Annotated in this window: 17 protein-coding genes, 1 tRNA gene and 1 pseudogene; 9 read left to right on the top strand and 10 right to left on the bottom strand. The window is 59.1% G+C overall.

From position 1 onward, the window contains the following. The first annotated feature begins 4 nt into the window (after window positions 1-4). The 5 genes from fliR (at window position 5) to AC1DNI_RS20820 (ending at window position 2,719) form a co-directional block, all read left to right on the top strand. Window positions 5-754 (top strand): flagellar biosynthetic protein FliR, encoded by a 750-nt coding sequence (fliR, locus tag AC1DNI_RS20840; protein ID WP_477693273.1) that lies wholly within the window; start codon window positions 5-7, stop codon window positions 752-754. Window position 755: 1 nt separating this feature from the next. Beyond that, the gene (locus AC1DNI_RS20835; protein ID WP_477693272.1) at window positions 756-1,151 is read left to right on the top strand and encodes a hypothetical protein; all 396 of its coding nucleotides are present in this window, start codon (window positions 756-758) and stop codon (window positions 1,149-1,151) included. A gap of 70 nt (window positions 1,152-1,221) precedes the next feature. Next, entirely contained in the window at window positions 1,222-1,794 is a 573-nt protein-coding gene (locus AC1DNI_RS20830; RefSeq protein WP_477693271.1) for a rod-binding protein, read from the top strand. Between the two features lie 26 nt (window positions 1,795-1,820). Then, window positions 1,821-2,249: a flagellar protein FlgN gene (locus tag AC1DNI_RS20825; RefSeq protein ID WP_477693270.1), complete on the top strand. Its 429-nt coding sequence runs from the start codon at window positions 1,821-1,823 to the stop codon at window positions 2,247-2,249. Then, window positions 2,246-2,719, top strand: a complete 474-nt coding sequence (locus AC1DNI_RS20820) for a hypothetical protein (protein ID WP_036815149.1) — start codon at window positions 2,246-2,248, stop codon at window positions 2,717-2,719. The genes AC1DNI_RS20825 and AC1DNI_RS20820 overlap by 4 nt, the downstream gene beginning before the upstream one ends. Window positions 2,720-2,726: 7 nt before the next feature. Here the strand turns inward: AC1DNI_RS20820 and AC1DNI_RS20815 are convergent, their stop codons facing one another. Next, window positions 2,727-3,068 (bottom strand): PilZ domain-containing protein, encoded by a 342-nt coding sequence (locus AC1DNI_RS20815; RefSeq protein ID WP_027233035.1) that lies wholly within the window; start codon window positions 3,066-3,068, stop codon window positions 2,727-2,729. 244 nt (window positions 3,069-3,312) lie between these two features. Here AC1DNI_RS20815 and AC1DNI_RS20810 point away from each other — a divergent pair, with 244 nt between their 5' ends. Together AC1DNI_RS20810 and AC1DNI_RS20805 are read left to right on the top strand one after the other, a co-directional pair. Continuing rightward, window positions 3,313-5,583, top strand: a complete 2,271-nt coding sequence (locus tag AC1DNI_RS20810; RefSeq protein ID WP_477693269.1) for an NADP-dependent malic enzyme — start codon at window positions 3,313-3,315, stop codon at window positions 5,581-5,583. A 118-nt stretch (window positions 5,584-5,701) separates the two neighbouring features. Next, window positions 5,702-7,156: a sensor domain-containing diguanylate cyclase gene (locus tag AC1DNI_RS20805; RefSeq protein WP_477693268.1), complete on the top strand. Its 1,455-nt coding sequence runs from the start codon at window positions 5,702-5,704 to the stop codon at window positions 7,154-7,156. A 359-nt stretch (window positions 7,157-7,515) separates the two neighbouring features. Here the strand turns inward: AC1DNI_RS20805 and fae are convergent, their stop codons facing one another. After that, window positions 7,516-8,055: a formaldehyde-activating enzyme gene (fae, locus tag AC1DNI_RS20800; protein WP_027233032.1), complete on the bottom strand. Its 540-nt coding sequence runs from the start codon at window positions 8,053-8,055 to the stop codon at window positions 7,516-7,518. Between the two features lie 354 nt (window positions 8,056-8,409). Between fae and AC1DNI_RS20795 the strand changes: the two genes are divergently transcribed. Beyond that, window positions 8,410-9,708: a hypothetical protein gene (locus AC1DNI_RS20795; protein ID WP_477693267.1), complete on the top strand. Its 1,299-nt coding sequence runs from the start codon at window positions 8,410-8,412 to the stop codon at window positions 9,706-9,708. A 45-nt stretch (window positions 9,709-9,753) separates the two neighbouring features. Next, on the top strand, window positions 9,754-11,874 hold the full coding sequence (locus AC1DNI_RS20790) for an autotransporter family protein (RefSeq protein WP_477693266.1): 2,121 nt from the start codon (window positions 9,754-9,756) through the stop codon (window positions 11,872-11,874). Window positions 11,875-11,884: 10 nt separating this feature from the next. On the opposite strand, the gene AC1DNI_RS20785 is transcribed toward AC1DNI_RS20790, so the two are convergent. From AC1DNI_RS20785 to fdnG, 8 genes and pseudogenes are all read right to left on the bottom strand, one after another. Further along, on the bottom strand, window positions 11,885-12,346 hold the full coding sequence (locus AC1DNI_RS20785; RefSeq protein WP_477693265.1) for a hypothetical protein: 462 nt from the start codon (window positions 12,344-12,346) through the stop codon (window positions 11,885-11,887). Between the two features lie 26 nt (window positions 12,347-12,372). Then, window positions 12,373-12,468, bottom strand: a tRNA-Sec gene (locus AC1DNI_RS20780). 126 nt (window positions 12,469-12,594) lie between these two features. Beyond that, window positions 12,595-14,421, bottom strand: a pseudogene (selB, locus tag AC1DNI_RS20775) (selenocysteine-specific translation elongation factor); the annotation flags it as partial. Next, window positions 14,418-15,842, bottom strand: coding sequence for an L-seryl-tRNA(Sec) selenium transferase (gene selA, locus AC1DNI_RS20770; protein ID WP_477693264.1), 1,425 nt, complete (start codon window positions 15,840-15,842; stop codon window positions 14,418-14,420). The gene selA and the pseudogene selB, both read right to left, overlap by 4 nt. A gap of 9 nt (window positions 15,843-15,851) precedes the next feature. Continuing rightward, window positions 15,852-16,769, bottom strand: coding sequence for a formate dehydrogenase accessory protein FdhE (fdhE, locus tag AC1DNI_RS20765; protein WP_477693263.1), 918 nt, complete (start codon window positions 16,767-16,769; stop codon window positions 15,852-15,854). A 59-nt stretch (window positions 16,770-16,828) separates the two neighbouring features. After that, on the bottom strand, window positions 16,829-17,530 hold the full coding sequence (locus AC1DNI_RS20760) for a formate dehydrogenase subunit gamma (RefSeq protein WP_091925208.1): 702 nt from the start codon (window positions 17,528-17,530) through the stop codon (window positions 16,829-16,831). Then, window positions 17,527-18,471 carry a formate dehydrogenase subunit beta gene (gene fdxH, locus AC1DNI_RS20755; RefSeq protein WP_477693262.1) on the bottom strand — a complete coding sequence of 315 codons (945 nt, stop codon included), beginning with the start codon at window positions 18,469-18,471 and terminating at the stop codon, window positions 17,527-17,529. The genes AC1DNI_RS20760 and fdxH overlap by 4 nt, the downstream gene beginning before the upstream one ends. A gap of 11 nt (window positions 18,472-18,482) precedes the next feature. Next, window positions 18,483-21,569: a formate dehydrogenase-N subunit alpha gene (fdnG, locus tag AC1DNI_RS20750; RefSeq protein ID WP_477693261.1), complete on the bottom strand. Its 3,087-nt coding sequence runs from the start codon at window positions 21,567-21,569 to the stop codon at window positions 18,483-18,485. Window positions 21,570-21,600: the final 31 nt, after the last annotated feature.

Raw genomic sequence — 21,600 nt, 5'->3', positions numbered from 1 at the left:
GCAAATGCCGCAAATGAGCGACACGATCATCGCGGCCTTTCTGGTTTTCGCGCGCGTGGGGGCATGCCTGCTTGTCATGCCGGGCCTCTCCAGCCCGCGAATACCGATGCAAATCCGCCTGTTCGTCGCCCTCGCCTGCTCGCTGATGGTGGTGCCAATGGTCCTCGCGCAAGTCGAGCCAGCCGCGCGGTCGGCGCCCTTGCCGCTGATGCGGATCATCGTCATCGAAATCATTACCGGCGGCATGATTGGTGTTCTTGCTCGCCTCTATTTTTGGGCGCTGCAATTCATGGCGGGAGCGATCGCCATGGCGACCGGATATTCGGGAGCCCCCGGTGGCGCCATCGAATCCGAGGAGCCGGAGGCGGCAATCGCAAGCTTCGTGACCCTGTCAGCGCTCTGCCTGTTCTTTATTTCGGACCTCCACCTCGAGGTTTTCCGGGCGCTCCTGTCATCCTACTCGGCCATTCCCGTCGACGGAAATTTCCAGGCGTCGACCGCAATGGTCAATCTGACCGATACATTGTCGAGGGCGTTCCTCAGCACCATCCGTATTGCCGCGCCCTTCATCGTTTTCGCCGTGGTGGTCAATATTGCCATCGGATTGATCAACAAGCTGACGCCGTCTATCCCGGTCTACTTCATATCGATGCCCTTCGTGCTCGCGGGCGGTCTGATGCTGCTCTATTTCGCCATGCCAGACCTCTTGCGTTTCTTCACCAGCGAGGCCGGCGCCTATCTGAGGAGTTTCTGATATGGCAGCGACGTGCGCCACCTATCGCGAATTGATCCGCCTGCAGGAACTCACGAAGTTGCGACACGAGATGGAGCTTGCCCGACTTCAAGCGCAATCAGCGGCGGTCGAAGCGGAAAATCTCGACCTCTTCAGAATGCATGAGAGTCGTTTCGGAGCGGAGGCCAGCATCGTTCCCGTCGGTATCATCATGAGACGGCTCGAAACCAACAAGGCGCGACAGGCATCATTGGCCGATACCGCAATGACAGAACGACAGAACTGGCTGCGGATTTCGCGCACGATTGACACCTTGAGCGACAAGCTGCGTGCCCTTGACGCAAAGCTAACCCGTGCGGAGGCGGCCGCCGAGCTCGATGAGAACATCAGTCATTTACTGGCAGCGCCGAAAATTTAAGGCTCAAGCCTCCCGTAAGTTTGGGCGATTAAAGTGCACCCCATGAGACAACGAAGCGAAGCTGCAACCAATGGCCATTAATCCGCCTTCCGATCTGGTGCTCGATGTTGCCATGGCCGCGGATCCCGATGCGATGCGGGCAGCGGCGGACAAGCTGCGGGCGATGGCATCCGACCGGGTTGCAGCGCAGATGCAGCTTTCGCGCGACAGTTTCGCTGCGTTGCAGCAGGCGGAACCGGAAGCTGGGAGCGCGAAGGCTGCCGAAGCGCCGAACAAGGCCTACAAGAAATTCGAGGCCTTCATGCTGCAATCCTTCGTCGAGTCGATGTTCACGGGCGAGAATCAGGCCGTCTTCGGTGAGGGAATTGCCGGCGACTACTGGAAATCGATGATGGCCGAGGCGATCGCCAACAAGATGTCCGACGGTGGCGGGATCGGTATCGCGCGCATGCTCGAAGCGCAGAGCGCGCGGAAGGCAAAAAATGCCGCCGCCGAAGCCGCGACTGAAAACAGTATCAAAACTGATGACCAACCCAATTTCAAACAGCAGGATTCAAATGTCATTTTGTACCAGATCGAACGGCAACTCATTCACAGGCAATTGAAATCGACCGATGACGTCGAATCAACCCGGCAAGGCTGAGGCCGAAACGTTTGGAGGGAATTCATATGGAAACCGTCAACGATAATCAGAAAAGCACCGATATGACAGCTTTCGCCCAGAGAAACGAACCAGCACTCGATCCAGTGCTCTTTGCAATCCGTAGGCTGGAGGAAGTCGTCGAGCGCGAGACCCGTCTGCTCCTTGATGGCCAGACGGTCGACCTCGCCGATATCAATGCCAATAAGAGCCGCGGCTTGCGCGACTTCAACAAGGCAATGGGCAAAGCCGCCAAAACCGTCGACACGTCGGCGCTGAGGTACCTGCAGCCGTTCCTCGACAATCTGCGCCAGAAGCTCGACCGCAATTGCGATGCGCTCAAGTTGCATCTGCGCGCCGTTACGGAATTGACCGGGCTCATCCGTGACGCCCTCGAAACCCAGGAAGCCGACGGCACCTATACGGTCAGGCAATTGCGGGACGGTCAGGGCGCATGATCCGCATCGCCATCATCGGCCTCTGGATTTGTGGCGTTGCGCTTGGCTCGCTCTATTTTGCCGTTTGGCAGAATTCGGCGACCGCATCAGTCGCGCCGAAGGCCGGTGAAGTCGTGCTCGATGATGGCAAGACCGATGTCTTCAGCGTTCCAGTCATCATCGACAATGCGGTGCATGGCTATGTCGTGACGCAATTTGCCTATACGCTTGACAAATCGGTCAAGGCGTCGGTGACCGTGCCCGTCTCTTATTTCATCAATGACGAGATCTTCTCACAGTTCTACGGCCAGTATTCGGACGTAAAGGACGTGCAGCAGGTCAAGTTCGATGATGTGAAGAAATCCATCATCGACCGCGTCAACGCGCATTTCCCGCAGCCGCTCCTCAAGGACCTCCTCGTCGAGCAGTTCAACTACATCAGTTCCAAGGAAATCCGCAACCAGAACACCAAGGGCCTCGAACGCCCCTGATACTGGATCAAAGCGAGTAATATTTGCCCGCGAGCGTCTGGAGCAGTGTGTCGTTCAAGGGTTCGACGGTGGGGTCCTGGACGAAGCGGACGCCGAATTCCGGCTCCTTGTGCCATACGACTTCCGTGATCAGCGCGCCGCAATATTGATCGTCGAACAGCCAAAAGCGGGCTGGAACGGCGCACGAGCCGATCAGCCTTATCCTCGCCCCGCCATGGGCGATGTTCTGGAACTGGCATTCGGTCAGGAAGTGGCCGTCCAAGGTGACAAGCTTGCCGGATCGCAGGCGGGTCCGCTTGCGATCCTGGCGCCGTTTTTCTGCTTTATGTTCCGTTGCGGCTGGTGGCATTGCCAAGGGATCCGAATTGCAAGCAACCGTTGATGGGGGTGGTTTGCGATCACGCTATCAGCCAAAAATTGCAAATCCGTTAGGCTGCCGCGATTTCGCAAGGTGCGACACGCCGATTGGCATTGTTCCAGGAAAAATTCTTTTGCCTTATGGCCCGCTACCACTTTTAATTGCTTGGGTCATTCTCGTCGGTGCTGGCACGCGCGCGTGACGGTTCATCCCAAACGAAAGGGGCAAGACGGCCATGTCACAAGACGCAAAAGCAAGCCTTCACGCAGCAGCTCTGGACTTCCACCAATTTCCAAAGCCGGGAAAAATTGAAATTACGCCGAGCAAACGGCTCGCCAATGCGCGTGACCTTGCACTTGCCTATTCGCCCGGGGTTGCGGCGCCATGTGAAGAGATCGCAGCCGACCCCGAGAAGGCCTATCTCTATACATCCAAAGGTAACCTTGTCGCCGTGGTCTCAAACGGGACCGCAGTGCTCGGGCTCGGCAATATCGGCGCGCTTGCCAGCAAGCCTGTAATGGAGGGCAAGGCGGTCCTCTTCAAGAAATTCGCCGGCATCGACAGCATCGACATCGAGGTGAATGAAACCGATCCGAAAAAATTCATCGAGATCGTTGCACCGCTGGAGCCGAGCTTCGGCGGCATCAATCTCGAAGACATCAAGGCGCCCGATTGTTTCGACATCGAGGAAAGCCTGCGCGAGCGCATGAACATACCCGTGTTCCATGATGACCAGCACGGCACGGCAATCATCGTTGCGGCGGCTGTGCTCAACGCCATGAAACTCGTGGGCAAGGATATTGCCGAGGTCAAGATCTGCACCTCCGGTGCTGGCGCGGCTGCGATCGCCTGCATGAATATGCTGGAGACCGTCGGCGCGCGCCGCGAGAACATCTACCTTGCCGACCGGCAAGGACTTGTCACCAAGAAGCGGGCGAACTCGGTCGATCGCTGGCGCGGCGCCTTTGCGCAGGACACGAATGCGACCGAACTTGCCGACGTCATGGCCGGTGCAGATATCTACGTAGGCCTGTCGTCAGCCGGCGCTTTGAAGCCCGAAATGATTCGCGAAATGGCGCGCGACCCATTGATCCTTGCGCTTTCCAACCCGACACCCGAGATCATGCCGGAGCTTGCCATTGCCGAGCGTCCGGATGCGATGATCTGCACCGGCCGATCCGACTATCCCAATCAGGTCAACAACGTCCTCTGCTTCCCGTTTATCTTCCGGGGTGCGCTCGATTCAGGCGCAACGACGATCAATGATGACATGAAACGGGCAGCAGCCTACGCGATTGCCCAGCTTGCCCATGAGCCGGCCCTGGAATCCATGGGCAGTGATGCCGCCGCCACATTCGGGCGTGGCTATCTCATCCCCTCCCCGTTCGATCAGCGCCTCATTCTGCGCATTGCTCCAGCGGTGGCACAGGCTGCCATGGACAGTGGCGTATCGCGGCGCCCGATCGCGGACATGCGCGCCTACCAGGATAGCCTGAAGCGCTTCGTCTTCCGCTCCGGATTGGTGATGAAGCCGATGATCGAGCGCGCCATGGGACAAGGCAAGCGCATTGCCTTTGCCGATGGCGAGGACGAGCGTGTGTTGCGGGCAACGCAGGTTATCATGGAGGAGTCGATTGGCCGGCCGGTGCTCATAGGCCGCCCTGCGGTCATCGAACACCGCATCGAGCGCTTTGGCCTTACCATTCGCCCGGAACGCGACTTCGACATCATCAATCCCGAGGACGATCCGCGCTACCGCGATTACGTTACCCAGTTCCACGATCTTGTCGGGCGCAAGGGCGTCACGCTCGATACGGCCCGCACCATCGTGCGCACGAATACGACGGTCATCGGTGCCTTGGCCGTGCGGCGCGGCGAGGCTGACGCCTTGATCTGCGGCCTGCAAGGCAGCTTCATCAAACATGCGCGCGACATCCGCTCGATCATCGGCCTTGCCGACGATTCGGCGCAGCTTTCGGCACTCTCGATGCTGATCATGGGTAAGGGCGTGTTCTTCCTCGCTGACACGCATATGAACATCGACCCGAGCGCCGAGGAGATCGTGCAGATCGCCTTGCAGGCGCGCGACCACCTCAAGCGCTTCAATATCGATGCCAAGGCGGCGCTGCTGAGCTATTCGAGCTTCGGATCACGCGGCGGCGCCCCGGCTGAAAAAATGCGTGCCGCCTATGCACTGCTCAGCAAGGCTGCTCCCGATCTTCTGGTCGAGGGGGAGATGCAGGGGGATCTTGCAATCAACCCGGCCTTGCGTGAGCGCTTCCTTACCAAGACCGCCTATGAGGGCGAGGCAAACCTTCTGGTATTCCCCTCGCTGGAAGCGGCAAACGTCTCGATGACCCTGTTGACGGAATTGAACAATGCGCTGGCGGTCGGCCCGATATTGATGGGCACGAAACGTCCTGCGCACATCCTTTCCCCTACGGTGACCAGCCGCGGCATCGTCAACATGTCGGCAATTGCAGCGGCCGAAGCATTGGAATGTTGACCATGCCGCACACGGACGGGTTGTAGGCAACGCGATTTTGAGCCAACTTTGCTTTCACTGATTTGGAGGGCCACAGCTTCGAGGTGCGTGGCCCCGACTTTGAAAGTTCGAAAACGATATGCACGATCAGGCTCATCACGCCGAAACATTCGACCTTGCACCGATCTCACTATGGCTCGAGGATTTCAGCGAGGTTCGGTCTCTTTTTGAAACGTGGCGGGCGTCTGGCGTCACCGATATCAGGGCGTACCTCACGGAAAATGAAAACCGCATCAAGCAGTGCTCGAGCCTGATCAAGGTTATCAAAGTCAACAGGAAAACGCTGACGCTGTTTGAGGCAGAGGACCTCGAGCATCTCACCCAGAATCTCGGCTCCATCTTTCGCGGCGACATGCTGCAATCGCATGTGCAGGAGCTATCGGCGCTTTGGGAAGGCGAGACCGAGTTTTCCAGCGCCACCGTCAACTATACGCTGTCCGGGCGGCGTCTCGACATCCAGTTGCGTGGTACGGTACTGCCCGGTTACGAAGACAGCTGGAGCCAGGTTCTCCTTTCCATTGAGGATGTAACCGAACGCGAAGACGCTCGGCGCAAGCAGGTTGAGAGCAAGCGCTACGCCGAGGGGCTCTTCGAACATTCGCCGGTATCGCTATGGGTCGAGGACTTCAGCCGCATCAAGCGCCTCCTCGACGAAGTGCGCGACAAGGGCATTACCGATTTTCGCGTTTTCACCGACGTGCACCCCGAATTCGTGCGCCAGTGCATGAGCGAGATACGGGTCGTCGACATCAATCGCGAGACGTTGAAGCTTTTTCTCGCACCAGACAAGATGACGCTTCTGCGCCGCATCAACGACGTTTTCAAGGACGAGATGAATGCGCATTTCAGGGAGCAGCTGATCGATCTTTGGAACGGCAACCTGTTCCACCAGCGGGAGACCGTGAACTATGCACTGGACGGTACCGAGCGTCACGTATTGCTGCAGTTCTCGGTCTTGCCCGGCCACGAAGACGACTGGGCGCTTGTGCAGATATCGCTTACCGACATCACCGCGCGCAAGAAGGCCGAGGCCTATCTCGAATATCTCGGCAAGCACGACGTCCTGACGAAACTCTACAATCGTGCCTTTTACGTCGACGAACTCAACAGGCTGGAACGCCGCGAATTCCACCCGGTCTCCATCATCATCCTCGATCTCAACGGGCTCAAGGTCATCAATGACCAGTGGGGCCACGCAGCCGGCGACAGCATGCTACGCCGGGTGGGAGAGGTGCTCAACGAGGCTGTCAGAGCCCCCTGCTATGCGGCCCGCATCGGCGGCGACGAATTTGCCGTGCTGATGCCCGCCATTGACGAGCTGGGTGCAGCAAGCCTTGTCGAGGAGATCCGCAGTCTGGTCGAAATCAACAATCAGTATTATTCGAATATTCCACTCGACATGTCGATCGGCTGGGCCACCAGCAATATCGGCGAAAAGATGGAATCGGTCGCCAAGCGCGCCGACCTTCTGATGTACGAGGATAAACGTGCGCACTACTCATCGGGCAAGAAGGCCGGACAAGCCGCGAACTAGTCCGCGTTCAAGGGTTATGCGGGAGATTAATTACAATTGACTATGCAGATTTCGGGGAAAAACCGCTTTGAGCGCATTCGAGTCACGCTCCTGTAACGCTGCGTAACATAGCGTCAACTTGTGATCGTGAATTCGATGCATAGGACAAACAATAAGAAGCATCCACCATGCAAGGAATGAGCGGACAGCAGTGGGGGGCATAAGTCGAAATTCTATATTTGGTTGAGTTAGAATATGGGCTTAGCACTGCGGGTAAATGAATACAGGCCGACAACAACTTAGAAAACGACAGGCTAACGCCCATCTACAACGCGCTCTCCGGAGCGCGTTTTGTTTTTTGGAAGTGCCGTCCGAGCGGCTCAGTAGTCGATCACGCCGTCAAGCGCGTAGTGCTTGATTGTCTTGCGATTTGCGATGAGTTCGTCCACCGTCGGCCTGCCGGTCATGGCGCGGGAAATTGCGAGCTTCGTCGCCTCATAATTGGTGCGGTAAAGATCCTTACGATCGAGGTTCTCGTCATCGACACAACGCGGATCGAGCCAGACCGTGATGATCATGCACAGGTCGTCGGCCTCGTCCCTGGGAAGAATTCCTTCCGACAGGCAATCGACGATCGCATCGCCCATCGCCGCCTGCACCACGCCGCCCAGAAGTTCGGCATAGGCCATATTCTTGATTGTAACCTTGCTCGTCATCATCGTGGCGGGACGTACCGCCTGGTTGAGGTCGCGGACCACGAACATGCGCGTGTGTCCCTTGACCTGACCCATCATCGAGGCGAACGCGTGGCCAACGGGGCCGCGCACCGATCCAATCACGATTTCGGGCATGGCATCGGTTGCCTGGCCCTCCGCAGCTAGAACCGTTGCTTCACCCGTGCGAAACCAAATCTCAGACATGTATCCTCCTTGCCAATTGCGGCACGACCCTATCTGCCACTTCCCGACCGGTAAAGTTGAAAAACCAAGCCAGATGCGTATTCAGACAGCGGGCCAAACAGGGAAGGACCCTTTTATAGGTGGGCATTCCTGTCACGTCGTTCATCCGCTTCCTGACGACAACCGCAATCAACGTGCAATAGCGGATTTTGACACCGGAACGGGGTTGGAGCATTATCAGCGGGTCGGCTGCGTTCTTCGGAGGAGGAGGCCATCGCCAACCTTTCGCGTGATGTTAAGCGTACTCGCGAACACGGTCTTTTACAGCACGGCACCGCATTGTGTCGTGGGTGGAAGCTGAAGCTTACCCATCACGTGACGATTATTGTCGTGCCTGCTCTTGTCGCCTCCTCGCTGCCCGGCATTGCGCTTGCCGATAATGAATGCGGGTCCCCCAATACGAGCGGAGCAGTCCCGACTGTCTCCTGTGCTCCAGCAACGTATCCAACCGGGATCGTATACTCCGCGGCGAGCACCGGGCTTATTTTGACGGGCGCCGGGCTCCTCGTGCTGCCAGATCCTGTCAGGGGCGTCGAGATCAACACCAACGGCGTGACCGGTGATATCAGCGGCCCGATTACGATGAGGCTGAGCGGTTTATTCGAGGTTGAGGGTCAGGGGAATGTCTATGGAATTTCACTGCTTCAGAATAATCCGAACGCCACGGCGCTTGGTGATCTTACCATCGACGTCACAGGAAATATCGATGCTCAGGGCCAGACTGATGTCCGCGGGATCTTCCTTAATAATCTTACACCGAGCCCTGCCAATCTCTCGGTAATTTATCGCGGGCCCGGCATTAATGTGGTGGGTGGTGACGCGGCTGGCATCATCGCCCGTTCGGCGGGTGGCAGCGGCAATGTTTCGATCGACGCCAGCGGCGATATCATTGGCAACGTACCTACGAATTCACAGCTTCTCTTTGGCATCATTGCCGAGGCCAACACGACCGGCAGCGGCAGCGGTAGTGCCTCTGTCCGCTACCGTCTCGACAATACCGGCGAAACCAGCGATATCGGCCTCACCGGCTCACGCGTATTCGGGATCAATGCCCTCTCCTATGGCGGCGGCTCCGCGACCGTGATTACTGATCCCGGGACGTCGATTTCCCTGAGCGGTGACGAAAACGGCAACCCGCATGCAGCCATCTCGCTGACGGCCCGCGGCGGCAGTGCTGCCGGCGGCCAGGTGGTGCGAGGGGTGATCGCTTCGACCATCGACAACACCGGCTCGGCGGCCGGGGACGCTGGCGAACGTTCGCGCAATCCGATCGGCATTCGCGCGACCGCCTACACCGACGTTCCGGTCACGGTGATTTATACGGGCGCCGGCATCACGACGAATGGCGGCCGCGGCATGGGAATTGTCGCGCAGTCGGGGAGCGGCGCTTCCACCGTTCAAAGCAGTGGTTCCATCACCACCAATGGCGACAGATCCTTTGGCATCCTGGCGGACAGCGGCAGCCAGCCGCGCCCGAGTCTCCCCCTGCCCTCTCCGGGTGTTTCTTTTCCTGGCGACGGTCCAGACGATCCGCCGTCAGGCATCGGTGGGCCGGTTACTGTCTTCAGCGCCGCACCCATAACGACCCATGGCAGCGAGTCCCACGGCATATAGGCCAATTCCGCCACGGGTGAGGTCGATGTCTCCGCCTCGAATATCGTGACGACCGGCGAATTTGGCGTTGGCATCAAGGCGACCGGCAGCTCAGTGACCGTCAACGTTCCGGGATCGGTGACCGGCGGTTGGCAATCTTCCGCGGATGGCGCGGGACCGATTTATCAGATGCCTGCGAGCGGCGTTATCCTGGGCGCAACCTCCGGGACGGCAACGCTGAACAATAGCGGCCTTGTTGACGCACTTTCCGATCGAGCCGTCGCCGCGGCCGATCTTTATTTTCAGCCGGGCTTTCCGGGCGATGTGAACATCGTCAACAACGGCACGATAACGGGTTATGTGACGCTTGGCTCGGGAAACGATACTTTCCAGAACCTGACGCCCAACTCCTTTGACATTCGAAATTTTGCCGATACGGATGGTGACGGCGTCCGCGATACAAAGGCCGTTGCCATCTCCGACTTTGGTACGGGCAACGATCAGTTCGTCAACGAAGCCGCAGGCGTGGTGCGACTCCTGCCTGTCACCGGCGCGGCAACGACCGACGCGACCGGCTACTACGTGCCAACGACGGGCACGGATAGCCGCCCGCTTGAATCCAACTTTTACGATCTCAACCGCGAAGGAGTCGTTCAGGGCCAGCTAGTCAACCTCGAAACCTTCGCCAATGCCGGCACGATCGACCTGCGCAATCCCGCCGTTGGCAACGCCCTCCCCGTTGTCGGCAACAGCCTTGTCATCACCGGAAACCCTTCCGCCGGAGGCACTCCGGGCAGCGGACTTTATGTTTCCAACGGTGGAAGGTTGCTCGTCAATACCGTGCTGAATGGCGGCATACCTGTTGCCGGTCAGACCAACTCCTACTCGGACATGCTGATCGTCGATGGCACCCGGCTCGGCACAGGAGCGACGATAATCGGGGTTACCAATGTCGGGGGCAGCGGCGCCCTGACACCTGGCAACGGTATCGGGCTTGTCGAGGTGCGCAACAAGGCGGCCTCGGATCCAGGTGCATTCTCGCTGGCAGGCGACTATGTGACCTCGCAGGGCCAGCAGGCAGTCGTGGGCGGGGCATATGCCTATACGCTTAATTTTGGCGGCGTCGGCGCAGATGGCACCGATGGCAACTGGTATCTCCGCTCGCAATTGATACCACCGGGTCCAATACCCCCCAATCCACCGGAGCCCCTGTTCCAGGCGGGCGTGCCGATCTACGAAGCATATCCGCAGGCGCTGCTGGCGCTCATGGGCATGCCGACGATGCAGCAGCGGGTCGGCAACCGCTATTGGGAACAGCCGCTCGCTCCGCCAAACGTACTCGAAGGCAACGGCATATGGACCCGTATCGAGGGCTTGCACAGTCATATCGAGCCGGCGATCAGCACCAGCGGCAGCGACTACGATATCGATATGTGGCGGCTTCAAGCCGGCCTCGACGGGGTGCTGTATGAGGCTCATGACGGCGGCCGGCTCATCGGCGGCATTACCGTCCATTATGGGCAGGCTTCGAGCGACGTAACCTCCATATTCGGCAATGGCGGCATCGATACCGACGGTTACGGTTTTGGCGGCACGCTGACATGGCTCGGGCAAAACGGTGTTTATGTGGATGGGCAAGCATCGCTCACCTGGTTCGACAGCGATCTCACATCCGGTACCGCCAATCGCTCGCTCACAGATGGCAATGATGGGTTTGGCTATGCGCTGTCGGTTGAGGCCGGCAAAAAGATCGACCTGAGCGGGAACTGGATGTTCACGCCACAGGCGCAGCTGATTTACGCCAATGTCGATTTCGACGGCTTCACCGATCCTTTCGGCGCTGACGTTTCACTCGGCACGGGCGACAGCCTGCGCGGCCGGCTCGGCATCTCGGCCGACCGCGAGCAGAGCTGGCAAGACAAGGCGGGCAAGACCAGCCGCAGCCACGCCTACGGCATCGCCAACCTCTATTACGAATTCCTTGACGGATCTTCCGTGGACGTTTCCGGCGTCAAATTCGAGACGCGGCCCGAGCGGTTCTGGGGCGGGATCGGGGTCGGTGGCAGCTATAATTGGAACGACGACAAGTATTCCGTCTATGGCGAGGTTTCAGCCAATACCAGCCTTGAGAGTTTAGGCGACAGCTACGCCTTTAATGGAACTGCGGGTTTCCGCGTCAAATGGTAGGCCGCGATTTCTAGAAATCGACCCGCGGCGTGTCCGGAATAGGATTTTCGAACAGCATCCAGAACGAAGCGTTGAAGGTCGCGGCGTACCATGCTTCGAAGCGCGCAAGCGCGTCCACGACCTCTTCGACCGTGCCGGATCCGGTCAATTCTGCCCGGTGGAGTGCGACAATCACAGGCGTGAAATTATCCAGCATCGCCTCGCGCGCGTCGCTGTCCGATGACCAGCCGAGTTTTGCCAGCAAGGCAGCAATTGCACGCGCAACTGCGATCTCTTCATCGTGCTGCCACTCGCCATCGCCGGCTTGTGGTTGCATTGCAGCCGCGAGCGTTCGCATCAAATTAAGCCGGCGAAATGCAAATGCCCTTTCCTGATCGAGAGATGCTATGCGGACCGCAGCCTCGTGCCGGTAAAGGGTTTCGACTGCCTGTGCGGACTGTGCCTTCTCTTGCAGCGTTTCCAGGTATTTCATCGCGGCGGCTCTGACCGTGGGGGCGCTGGCGGAAGAGAGTGGGAGTCGAACCCACCAAAGACCGTCTCTCGGCCCCTCCCGGATTTGAAGTCCGGACGCCCCACCGGGGACGCATCTCCTCCTGACGCGAGCTTGTCGCTCGTTACTTTCGCAGAAACTCCAAAGAGATCCAGCCGATCTCGATTGATGCGGCGCAGGTCTTCGCGACGCACAGTCACACTGTGGCGATCGAAGAAATCCAGGATCTGAATGGCAACCTTGCGACCATTTTCGACCTGATCGCGGAACTCGGCCGCGGTAAACCATCCCTTGTCCGCTCCCGCGCTAAGCCCGGCGATAATGGCAACCATGTCTGCTACCGCCCTACGCAGGAAGAAATGATCGTGCGCGATTTCATGCGTCTTGCCCATCCGGCTTGCGAGTTTCAGGAGGCGGCGCACCTCGGGTTCCGGAACGGCGAGCGCGGTAGCGACATCGCGCACGCGTGGAGGACGAAATCGTTCAGCGCCATCGAGCATTGGCTCGATGTTCCGCCAAAAATGTTCATCGGCAGGGCCCATCGTCACCGCATGACCGGCGCGCCGTACCCACGCCCCATCGATTACAATCTCCCCTGCCCCGGCAAGCCTTTGTAGAGCCGATCGAAACGCCGCGACCGGCAAGCGCGGCTCAAGCTGGGTGCGCAGCCGTTCGACACCAATGCCGAGAAGATCGGGATTATCGGCATGGAAGACATCAAGCCGACACAACAGATCCTCACGAAATGAAGCCCAACGCGAAGCCGAAATCGCAATCAAATCAGGTGCAGCGGGGAGCAAAATCGCGCCTAACGCGTGGGCCAGCTCATCGGTTTTAGTTGCCGCAAGGGCCCGGTCCCGGACGAAGGCGGTAAGGTCGAGTTGATAGGGCGCGGTCTCGAGCAAGGCCTCCACGGCTTTGGCCGGATCAGAGAGCAGGTGAGCCTCGATCAGTGCCCTTCGTTCGGGTGTGCGGCGCTTGCGGGCGGGTGCCCGCAGGTCGAGAAAGCGGCCTCCGCCCACGGTGCGCCGGGCCGACGTGTCCCGGATAATATAGCGGTCGCCTGCTGCTGCCCCGATCGGCTGGTCGAGTACGAGTTGCACATTTGCTGCGGTACCCGGTGCAATCGGAGCATCGCCAAGCAGCACGACGCGCGCACCAACTTCAGTCGAGGCATGATGGAGCCGGACTGGAAACCAATGCCCTATCGGCTTTGGCTCGGACCCGAGGACGCGCAAAGTTGCGTCGATCCTGTTCGTCGGTGCGTGCAAGCTCTGGTCCAGTATCATGTCGCCGCGGCTGATCGCGGATTTTGAAATGGCTTCGCCGGCGAGATTAAGGGCGCAACGGTCGCCGGCTTTGCCTTCCCTGCTCGGCCGGCTCTGCGCATGGATGGAGCGTACACGTGCCGCGATTCCCGAGGGGCTGACAATCACATGATCTTCTACCACTACCCTTCCCGACAAGACTGTGCCCGTCACGACAGTTCCCGTACCTTGCAGCGTGAATGAACGGTCGACGGCGAGCCGAAAGCGGCCATCGGCTTCGCGGCTTGCAAACTGGCCCGCTGCTTCCACAATGTGGTCGCGCAGTTGTTCAATGCCTTTTCCAGTTACTGTCGAAATGCTCAGAATTGGCGCGTCGCGAAGCGCCGTTGCGGCAAGCTCGTTGCGCAGTTCGGTCTCGACTTCGACAAGCCTCTCCTCTGGCACAAGATCGGCCTTCGTCAGCGCAACGACACCGTGCTCGACACCAAGCAGGTCGATAATGGCAAGGTGCTCCCGCGATTGCGGCATAATCCCATCATCGACAGCGACGACGAGCAGCACGAAGTCGATGCCGCTCGCACCGGCGAGCATGGTGTGGATGAACTTTTCATGGCCTGGAACGTCGATGAAACCGATGGTTTCGGCCTCCACTGGCAAGTAGGCGAAACCAAGATCGATCGATATGCCGCGCGCCTTTTCTTCCTTCAGCCGGTCGGTATCGACAAGGGTCAGCGCTTTGACCAGCGAAGTCTTGCCGTGATCGATATGCCCCGCAGTACCTACGATCATGATTGGCTGTTTCCTCCGGCCTGCCCTGCTCTCAAATCGAGGCCTGCGATATTGGCAGCAAATGCCGCCTCATCTTCGAGGCACCGCAGGTCAAGAACCAGGGACCCGCGCTCGATACGGCCAATGACCGGGACGGGCAGGCGCCGAAGAGCGGCGGACAGTTCATCGAGCGCCCTGCCCCCGCCATCGAGCGCCGTCGAGGCGAGACCAGCGCTGGGCACCGTAGCCAGCGGCAAGGCTCCCGATCCGATCTGGCTGGCACAGTCGACAACCACGACGTTGAACGCACCTTGCACGGCCTTCGCGACGATTGGAGCCAGTCTTTTCGCCTGCGCACCGATCTCCTCGCGGGGGCGGCTGAGGAGCCGCATAGTGGGAAGGCGCTGGCTCAGTCGTTCGGGATCGCGATAGAGCTTCAGCGTCGCTTCGAGTGCCGCCATGCGGATCTTGTCGACTCTGAGCGCCCGTTTCATCGGGTTCTTGTTGATCGCCTGGATAAGGTCCTTGCGTCCGACGATGAATCCCGCCTGCGGTCCGCCGAGCAGCTTGTCGCCGGAAAAAGTGACAATGTCCGCACCTTCCCCAATTGCCTCTCGCACTGTCGGTTCGTGCGCCAGTCCGAAGCGCGTGAGATCCGCCAATGTGCCGGAGCCGAGATCGTGGACCAGCGGAACGGCGCCTTTCTGCGCGATATCCTTCAATTCCTGCGGCTTTACTTCCTTAGTAAAGCCTTCGATGCGGTAGTTTGAGGTGTGGACCTTCAGGATCAGTCCGGTGTCAGGTCCCAAAGCATTCGCATAATCGCTTTTGTGTGTCCGGTTTGTAGTGCCGACCTCCACCAGCCTGGCGCCCGCACGCGCCATGATGTCGGGCATGCGAAAGGCGCCGCCTATTTCTATGAGTTCGCCGCGGGAGACGATGGCCTCCTTGCCCGCCGCCAGACTGTTGAGCACGAGCAGGACAGCCGCCGCATTGTTGTTGACGACCGTCGCATCTTCAGCGCCGGTCAGTTCACAGATCAGGGCACGCAAATGATCGTCGCGTTCGCCGCGCTTGCCGCTCTCAAGATCGAACTCAAGGGAAACGGCCGAGCGCATTGCCGCCACCGCAGCGTCAATTGCGGTCTCAGCCAGAAGCGCGCGGCCAAGGTTCGTGTGCAGCACCGTACCGGTCAGATTATAGAGCGGGCGTAGCGTGGTGCGCTCGCGCTCCTCAAGGCTTGCGACAAGATTGTCGAGAATAATTTCCGACGCCTGGATAGGGTGGCCTTGAAGAACTTTCCGGCGCAGGTCGGCGACGGTGTCGCGGAGAACTTCGGTCACTGCCGACCGTCCGAAGCGTTCTATGGCCGCCACGGCCAATTCAGACCGCAGCAGCTGATCGACAGAGGGTAGAGCGCGGAGGCTGGAATTGGTGTCCATCGCACATCCTCACAACCCGGCAAGCAGCGGCGAGAAGCCGCCCCGCCGATAGGGTTCCGCTCGCATCAGGAGATCAAGTCCGAGACTGGCAACGTCATCTGCGACCGGCTCGGTATCCGGCGCCTTGTCCTGATAGAGGATTTTCATCCAGCCCTGGCACTCGTCACAGGTTTCAGCCTTGATCGTGCCACCATGCCCGTCGATTTCCTGGTAACCAATGCCCTTGGTCGAGCCGCACAACATGCATTTGATGCGGACGTAGTTCCACAACGTGCCGCATAGGGAACAGGAGCAAAATCGTGCGCCATGGGAGCCGGGCCAGCCGACGACCATCGATGCCACCGGCAAACCTCCGCACGCTGGACAGATGCCATCGGCTACCGGCGCGAGCATCTTTGCATCCAGAGCCGAGGCCAGCCGGGCAAAATGCACCTGCAGGGCCGCCCAGATATAGATGTGCTCGGCAATCGCATCTGCCGGCAATGCGCTGGAGAAAACCGTTCTGGCCATGGCCCGGCGAGCCTCGACACTGGCGGCGGTCACGCGGGATAGAGCGTCAGCGGCCGCGGCGGGCTTTTCGATCGGTGCAACAGCCGCAAACAGGCGATCGAATATATCGTCCAATGTCGGCTCAACCTCGATCCTGCTCCGGTCGATCAGGGGCATTGCGAATTCGCGGGCACGCGCAACGGCCGCCGCGTCTGGCCCACCGGGAGCCGGCAAATCAACTTGGATTTCGTGTTGGGCCCGCGCAAGTCCCTCGACAAATCTGAGGTACGGTGAAAGGTGGCTTGTTTCAGCCAATTGCCGCAGCCGTGCTGCCCTTGTGGAAAAGATCGAACCCGGATCCGGCAGTCGGACAAAGGGCGGTGACGAGATATCTCCGATTGCCGTTGGATCCGGCTCAACCGCACTTTTGCTGTTCATGCTGCTCCCTCACGAACCCGCCGGGCCACGTGGACCGATGAAACTTCTACCATACCCGCTTATTCGGCGGGCGTACTTCCCGATTTGTCCTTGGGCGATTTCGCCACCAGCTCTCGTAGCCATTTGCGATGGTGACGCCATGCCCAGCCGCCAGTAACGGAACCGCGCGTCATCGCGCGTATAGTACCACGCACCCAGATCGCTGCGTAGACATGAATGATCCAGACGCTGATCGCCACAATCGCCGCCATGGAATGGATCAATACAGCCCACCGCTTCTGCTCGATCGTGGTCAAATCGAAGAAATACTGGTCCCATATGATGATCCCGGTCGTGATGAGCACGATGATCAGCAATGACATCGACCAGAAGACGAATTTCTGCCCGGCATTGTACTTACCGACCTCGGGCAGCCGGTCCTCGTGAGCCGTCAGCACGTCACGAATACGGGCGAGCCAGGTGCCGTCTTCGCGCTTCCACAGATTGGCGCGCCAGAAGCGGAGGAAAAGGCCAAAGAAGCTGAAGAAAAGGACAACGCCGATCCACGGATGGATAATCCGGGTAAGCGGTCCGCCGCCAAAGAGACCCGTCAGGAAGAACAGGTCAGGATGGAACAGCGCCAAGCCCGAGAGTGCGAGCAGCACGAGACTGACCGCCGTGATCCAGTGGTTGACACGCGCGCCGGCAGTATAGCGATCGACTGTGACGGGCTTGCCGGAATGAACGCTGTCGCCCTTCTCCACGTCGTACTGCGTGCTCATCGGCGCCGCTCCTCCCCGACCAGCCTCTCCGCCTGCTCTTCATCTTCGTTCGAGACGCGGTTGGGACCGGAGACGAGGTAGTGCATAAATCCGGCGATGGCTGCGACACCCATGACGGCAAATCCGGCATATCGCGTAACGCCTTTCCAAGCATCCACGAGCGGACTTATTCTTGGATTGTTCGGCAGGCCCGCATAGATTTCTGGCTTGTCCGCATGGTGAAGAACGTACATCACGTGCGTGCCGCCGACGCCTTGCGGATCGTAGAGCCCGGCATTATCGAAGCCGCGCGACTTGAGGTCGGTGATGCGGCCCTCCGCATGCTGCTTCATTTCCTCCTTGGTGCCAAACACGATCGCTTGCGTCGGGCAGGCCTTGGCGCAGGCAGGGCCCTGCCCCACCGCCACGCGGTCGGAACAGAGCGTGCATTTATAGGCAACATGGGTGACCGGAGAGATACGTGGAATATTGAACGGGCATCCTTTCACGCAATAGCCGCAACCGATGCAGTTCTCGTGGATGAAATCCACAATGCCATTCGAGTACTGGACAATGGCGCCGGGAGCCGGGCAGGCCTTGAGACACCCCGGATCCTCACAATGCATGCAGCCATCCTTGCGGATAAGCCATTCGAGATTGTTGGTCTCGGGATTCTCCCACTCGGTAAAGCGCATGAGGGTGAACATATCGGGGGTGAGATCATGCGGATTGTCATAGACACCCACATTTTCGCCAACCGGTGGGTGCGTGTCGTTCCACTCGATACACGCCGACTGGCATGCCTTGCAGCCAATGCACTTCGACACGTCGATAAGCTTTGCCACCTCAGTCTGACGCTGTGCCGGCGGGGTAACATTGGATGCGGAGCGTCGCATCAGATCTTGCTCGCCAAATCTGGCAGGCTCGGGCCGGGTCGTAGGGTTTGGTACAGGCGGGAACATGCTGCCGTCTCCTATGCCACCGGCCCGGCGATGGGCTCGATATTGACGAGGAACGCCTTGAACTCCGGCGTCTCTATATTGGCGTCACCGACGAAGGGCGTCAGCGAATTCGGTCCAAATCCCTTCTTGGCCGCTCCCATGAAACCCCAATGCAGCGGTATGCCGACCACGTGAACCGGCTTACCATCGCATATCAGCGGTTTTATGCGCTTGGTGACGACAGCTTTTGCCCGAACCGATCCGCGCTTCGACCAGACCCGCACCCAGCCGCCCTTGGTGATGCCTTTCTCCTTGGCGAGTTCTTCCGATATCTCGACGAAGAACTCCGGCTGGAGCACCGCGTTCACCCAGACATGCTTGGTCCAGTAGTGGAAATGCTCGGTGAGACGGTAAGAGGTCGCCGCATAAGGAAATTCCTCCGAAGCCGGTTCGGCGAACTGCGCGAAATCGCCCTTGAAAACGCGAGCAACGGGATTGCCGCGCACATTCGGAGCGACGATGTTCGCCAGCGGCGACTCGAACGGTTCGTAGTGGGCAGGGAACGGGCCGTCACGCAACATGCCGCGGGCGAAAAGCCGCGATACTCCTTCCGCATTCATGATGAACGGCCCAACCTCGGAAGGCTTGGCCGTCGGCGCAATGTCCGGAACATCGTATCCGGCCCATTTCTGGCCGTCCCATTCGATCAGTTTCCGGCTCGGATCCCAGGCCTTGCCGTTCAGATCGGCCGAAGCCCGGTTGTAAAGGATGCGGCGATTGACCGGCCATGCGAATGCCCATTTGAGATAGGCACCCGTCTCGTCCGGGTCCGACGTATCCCGCCGGGCCATATTATTCCCGTTTTCGTTGAAGCAACCGGAATAGATCCAGCATCCGGAAGATGTCGAACCATCGTCCCTTAGTGCCGCAAAACTCGGCAATAGTTTGCCGGCTTCCGCCACCACCTTGGATGGATCTGTTGGATCGTAAAGTGTGGCCGAAGTCCTGCCGTTCATCTCCTTGGCGAGTTCTTCCGCAGTCGGATCGCGGGGATCCGCATAGGACCAATCGAGATTGACGATCGGGTCCGGGAACGCCCCGCCTTCCTGGCGATAGAGTTCCTTCAGACGCGAATATATCTGCGCCATGATCCATACGTCGGTCTTGGCCTCGCCGGGCGGCGTTCCCCCCGGCCAATGCCATTGCAGCCACCTGCCGGAATTGGTCAGTGACCCCTCGTCCTCTGCAAAGCAGGTCGAAGGCAACTGGATGACCTCGGTCTGGATTTGTGCGGTTTCCACGTCGTTGAAGTCGCCGTGATTTTCCCAGAACCGCGATGTCTCCGTGTCCAATGGATCCATGGTCACGAGGAACTTCAGCTTGGACAGTGAGTCCGTGAGCTTTTTCCTGTTTGGCACTGCCAGCAGCGGGTTGAAACCCTGGCAAACATAGCCGGTCATCTTGCCCTGGTTCATGAGTTCGAATGCCCGCAGGACATCGTAGCCGGGGACGTCGAGCTTTGGCAGCCAGTCATAGGCGAAGTGATTTTCCGGCGTCGCCGCCGCTCCCCACATCGACTTCAAGAAGCTGACGAAGAACTTTTTGTAGTTCTGCCAGTAGCTCATCTGGTTCGGCCGAAGCGGTTTGAAGCCCCGCGTCGACATATAGGTGTCGAAGTCCACTTCCTTTTCTGTCGGCAGCGTCATGTACCCCGGAAGCAGGTTCGACATCAGCCCGACATCGGTCAGTCCCTGGATGTTGGAGTGCCCGCGCAGCGCATTCATGCCGCCGCCGCGCACGCCAATATTGCCGAGGATGAGTTGCAACATCGCCATTGAGCGGATGTTCTGCGAGCCTTTCGAATGCTGCGTCCAGCCAAGTGCGTACATGGAGGTCATCGTCTTGGTGGGCGACGACATTTCCGAGATCATCTCGGCTACCTTCAGGAACTTGTCCTTGGGGGTGCCGCAGATGCGCTCAACCAGTTCAGGGACGTAGACGGAAACATGCGCCTTCAGGAGGTTCCATACGCAGCGTGGGTTGGTCAGCGTGTCGTCAACCACGGCGTAGCCGTCATCACCGATGACATATTCCCAGGTGGACTTGTCGTAGTCGCGCTTGGCTTCGATATAACCGGTAAAAAGACCGTCCTTATATTCAAAGCCGTCCTTGACGATGTATGTCGCGTTGGTGAACGCCTTGACATAGTCCCATTGCACCTTGTTGTTCTGGATGCAGTAGTTCATCACCCCAAGGAGAAATGCGATATCTGTCCCCTGGCGGATTGGCGCATAAAAATCCGCGACAGATGCCGAGCGCGTAAACCGCGGATCGACGACGATCAACTTCGCGCCGCGGTTGGCCTTGGCCTCCGTGACCCATTTGAAGCCGCAAGGATGCGCTTCGGCGGCATTGCCTCCCATGATGACAACAAGATCCGTGTTCTTGATGTCGGTCCAGGAGTTGGTCATTGCACCACGGCCAAATGTTGGGCCCAAACTGGACACCGTTGGGCCGTGTCAGACACGTGCCTGGTTATCGAATACCAGCATTCCGGCGCTGCGCACGACCTTGTAGGTCGCCCAGGCCGTTTCATTCGTCGTTGCGGAGGCCGCGAGGAACCCGGTCGTCGTCCAGCGATTGACCGTTACGCCGTCATTGTTCCTTTGAATGAAGTTCTTGTCGCGATCGTCCTTCAACAGGCGCGCGATCCGATCGAGGGCATCATCCCAGGACACTTTCTCAAATTTGTCCGAACCGGGCTTGCGGATCATCGGATACTTCAGCCGCGTCTCGGCCTTGACGAAATTGAGCAGCGCCGCGCCCTTGGGGCAAAGCGTGCCACGGTTCGTCGGGTGATCGGTGTCGCCCTCGATGTGAACGATTTCGGCGCTCTCGCCCTTCTTCAAGTCACCCTTGGAATACATGATGATGCCGCATGCTACGGAGCAATACGGGCATGTATTCCGGGTCTCGGTCGTGTTCACCAATTTGAAATCGCGGATGGCCTTGGCGTGGGCGGTTTCCACCTCGCCGAAGCCAAAGGCTCCCAGCGCTGACCCCGCCACACCTGCGCCGGCCGCCGCAAGAAACTGGCGCCGCGAGAGTTCCATGTTCATGGCATGTCACCTCCCTTAATGGGCCGGCCCT

The sequence above is a fragment of the Phyllobacterium sp. 01N428 genome, assembly GCF_056399405.1.
This window is presented reverse-complemented; position numbering and strand designations above follow the sequence as displayed.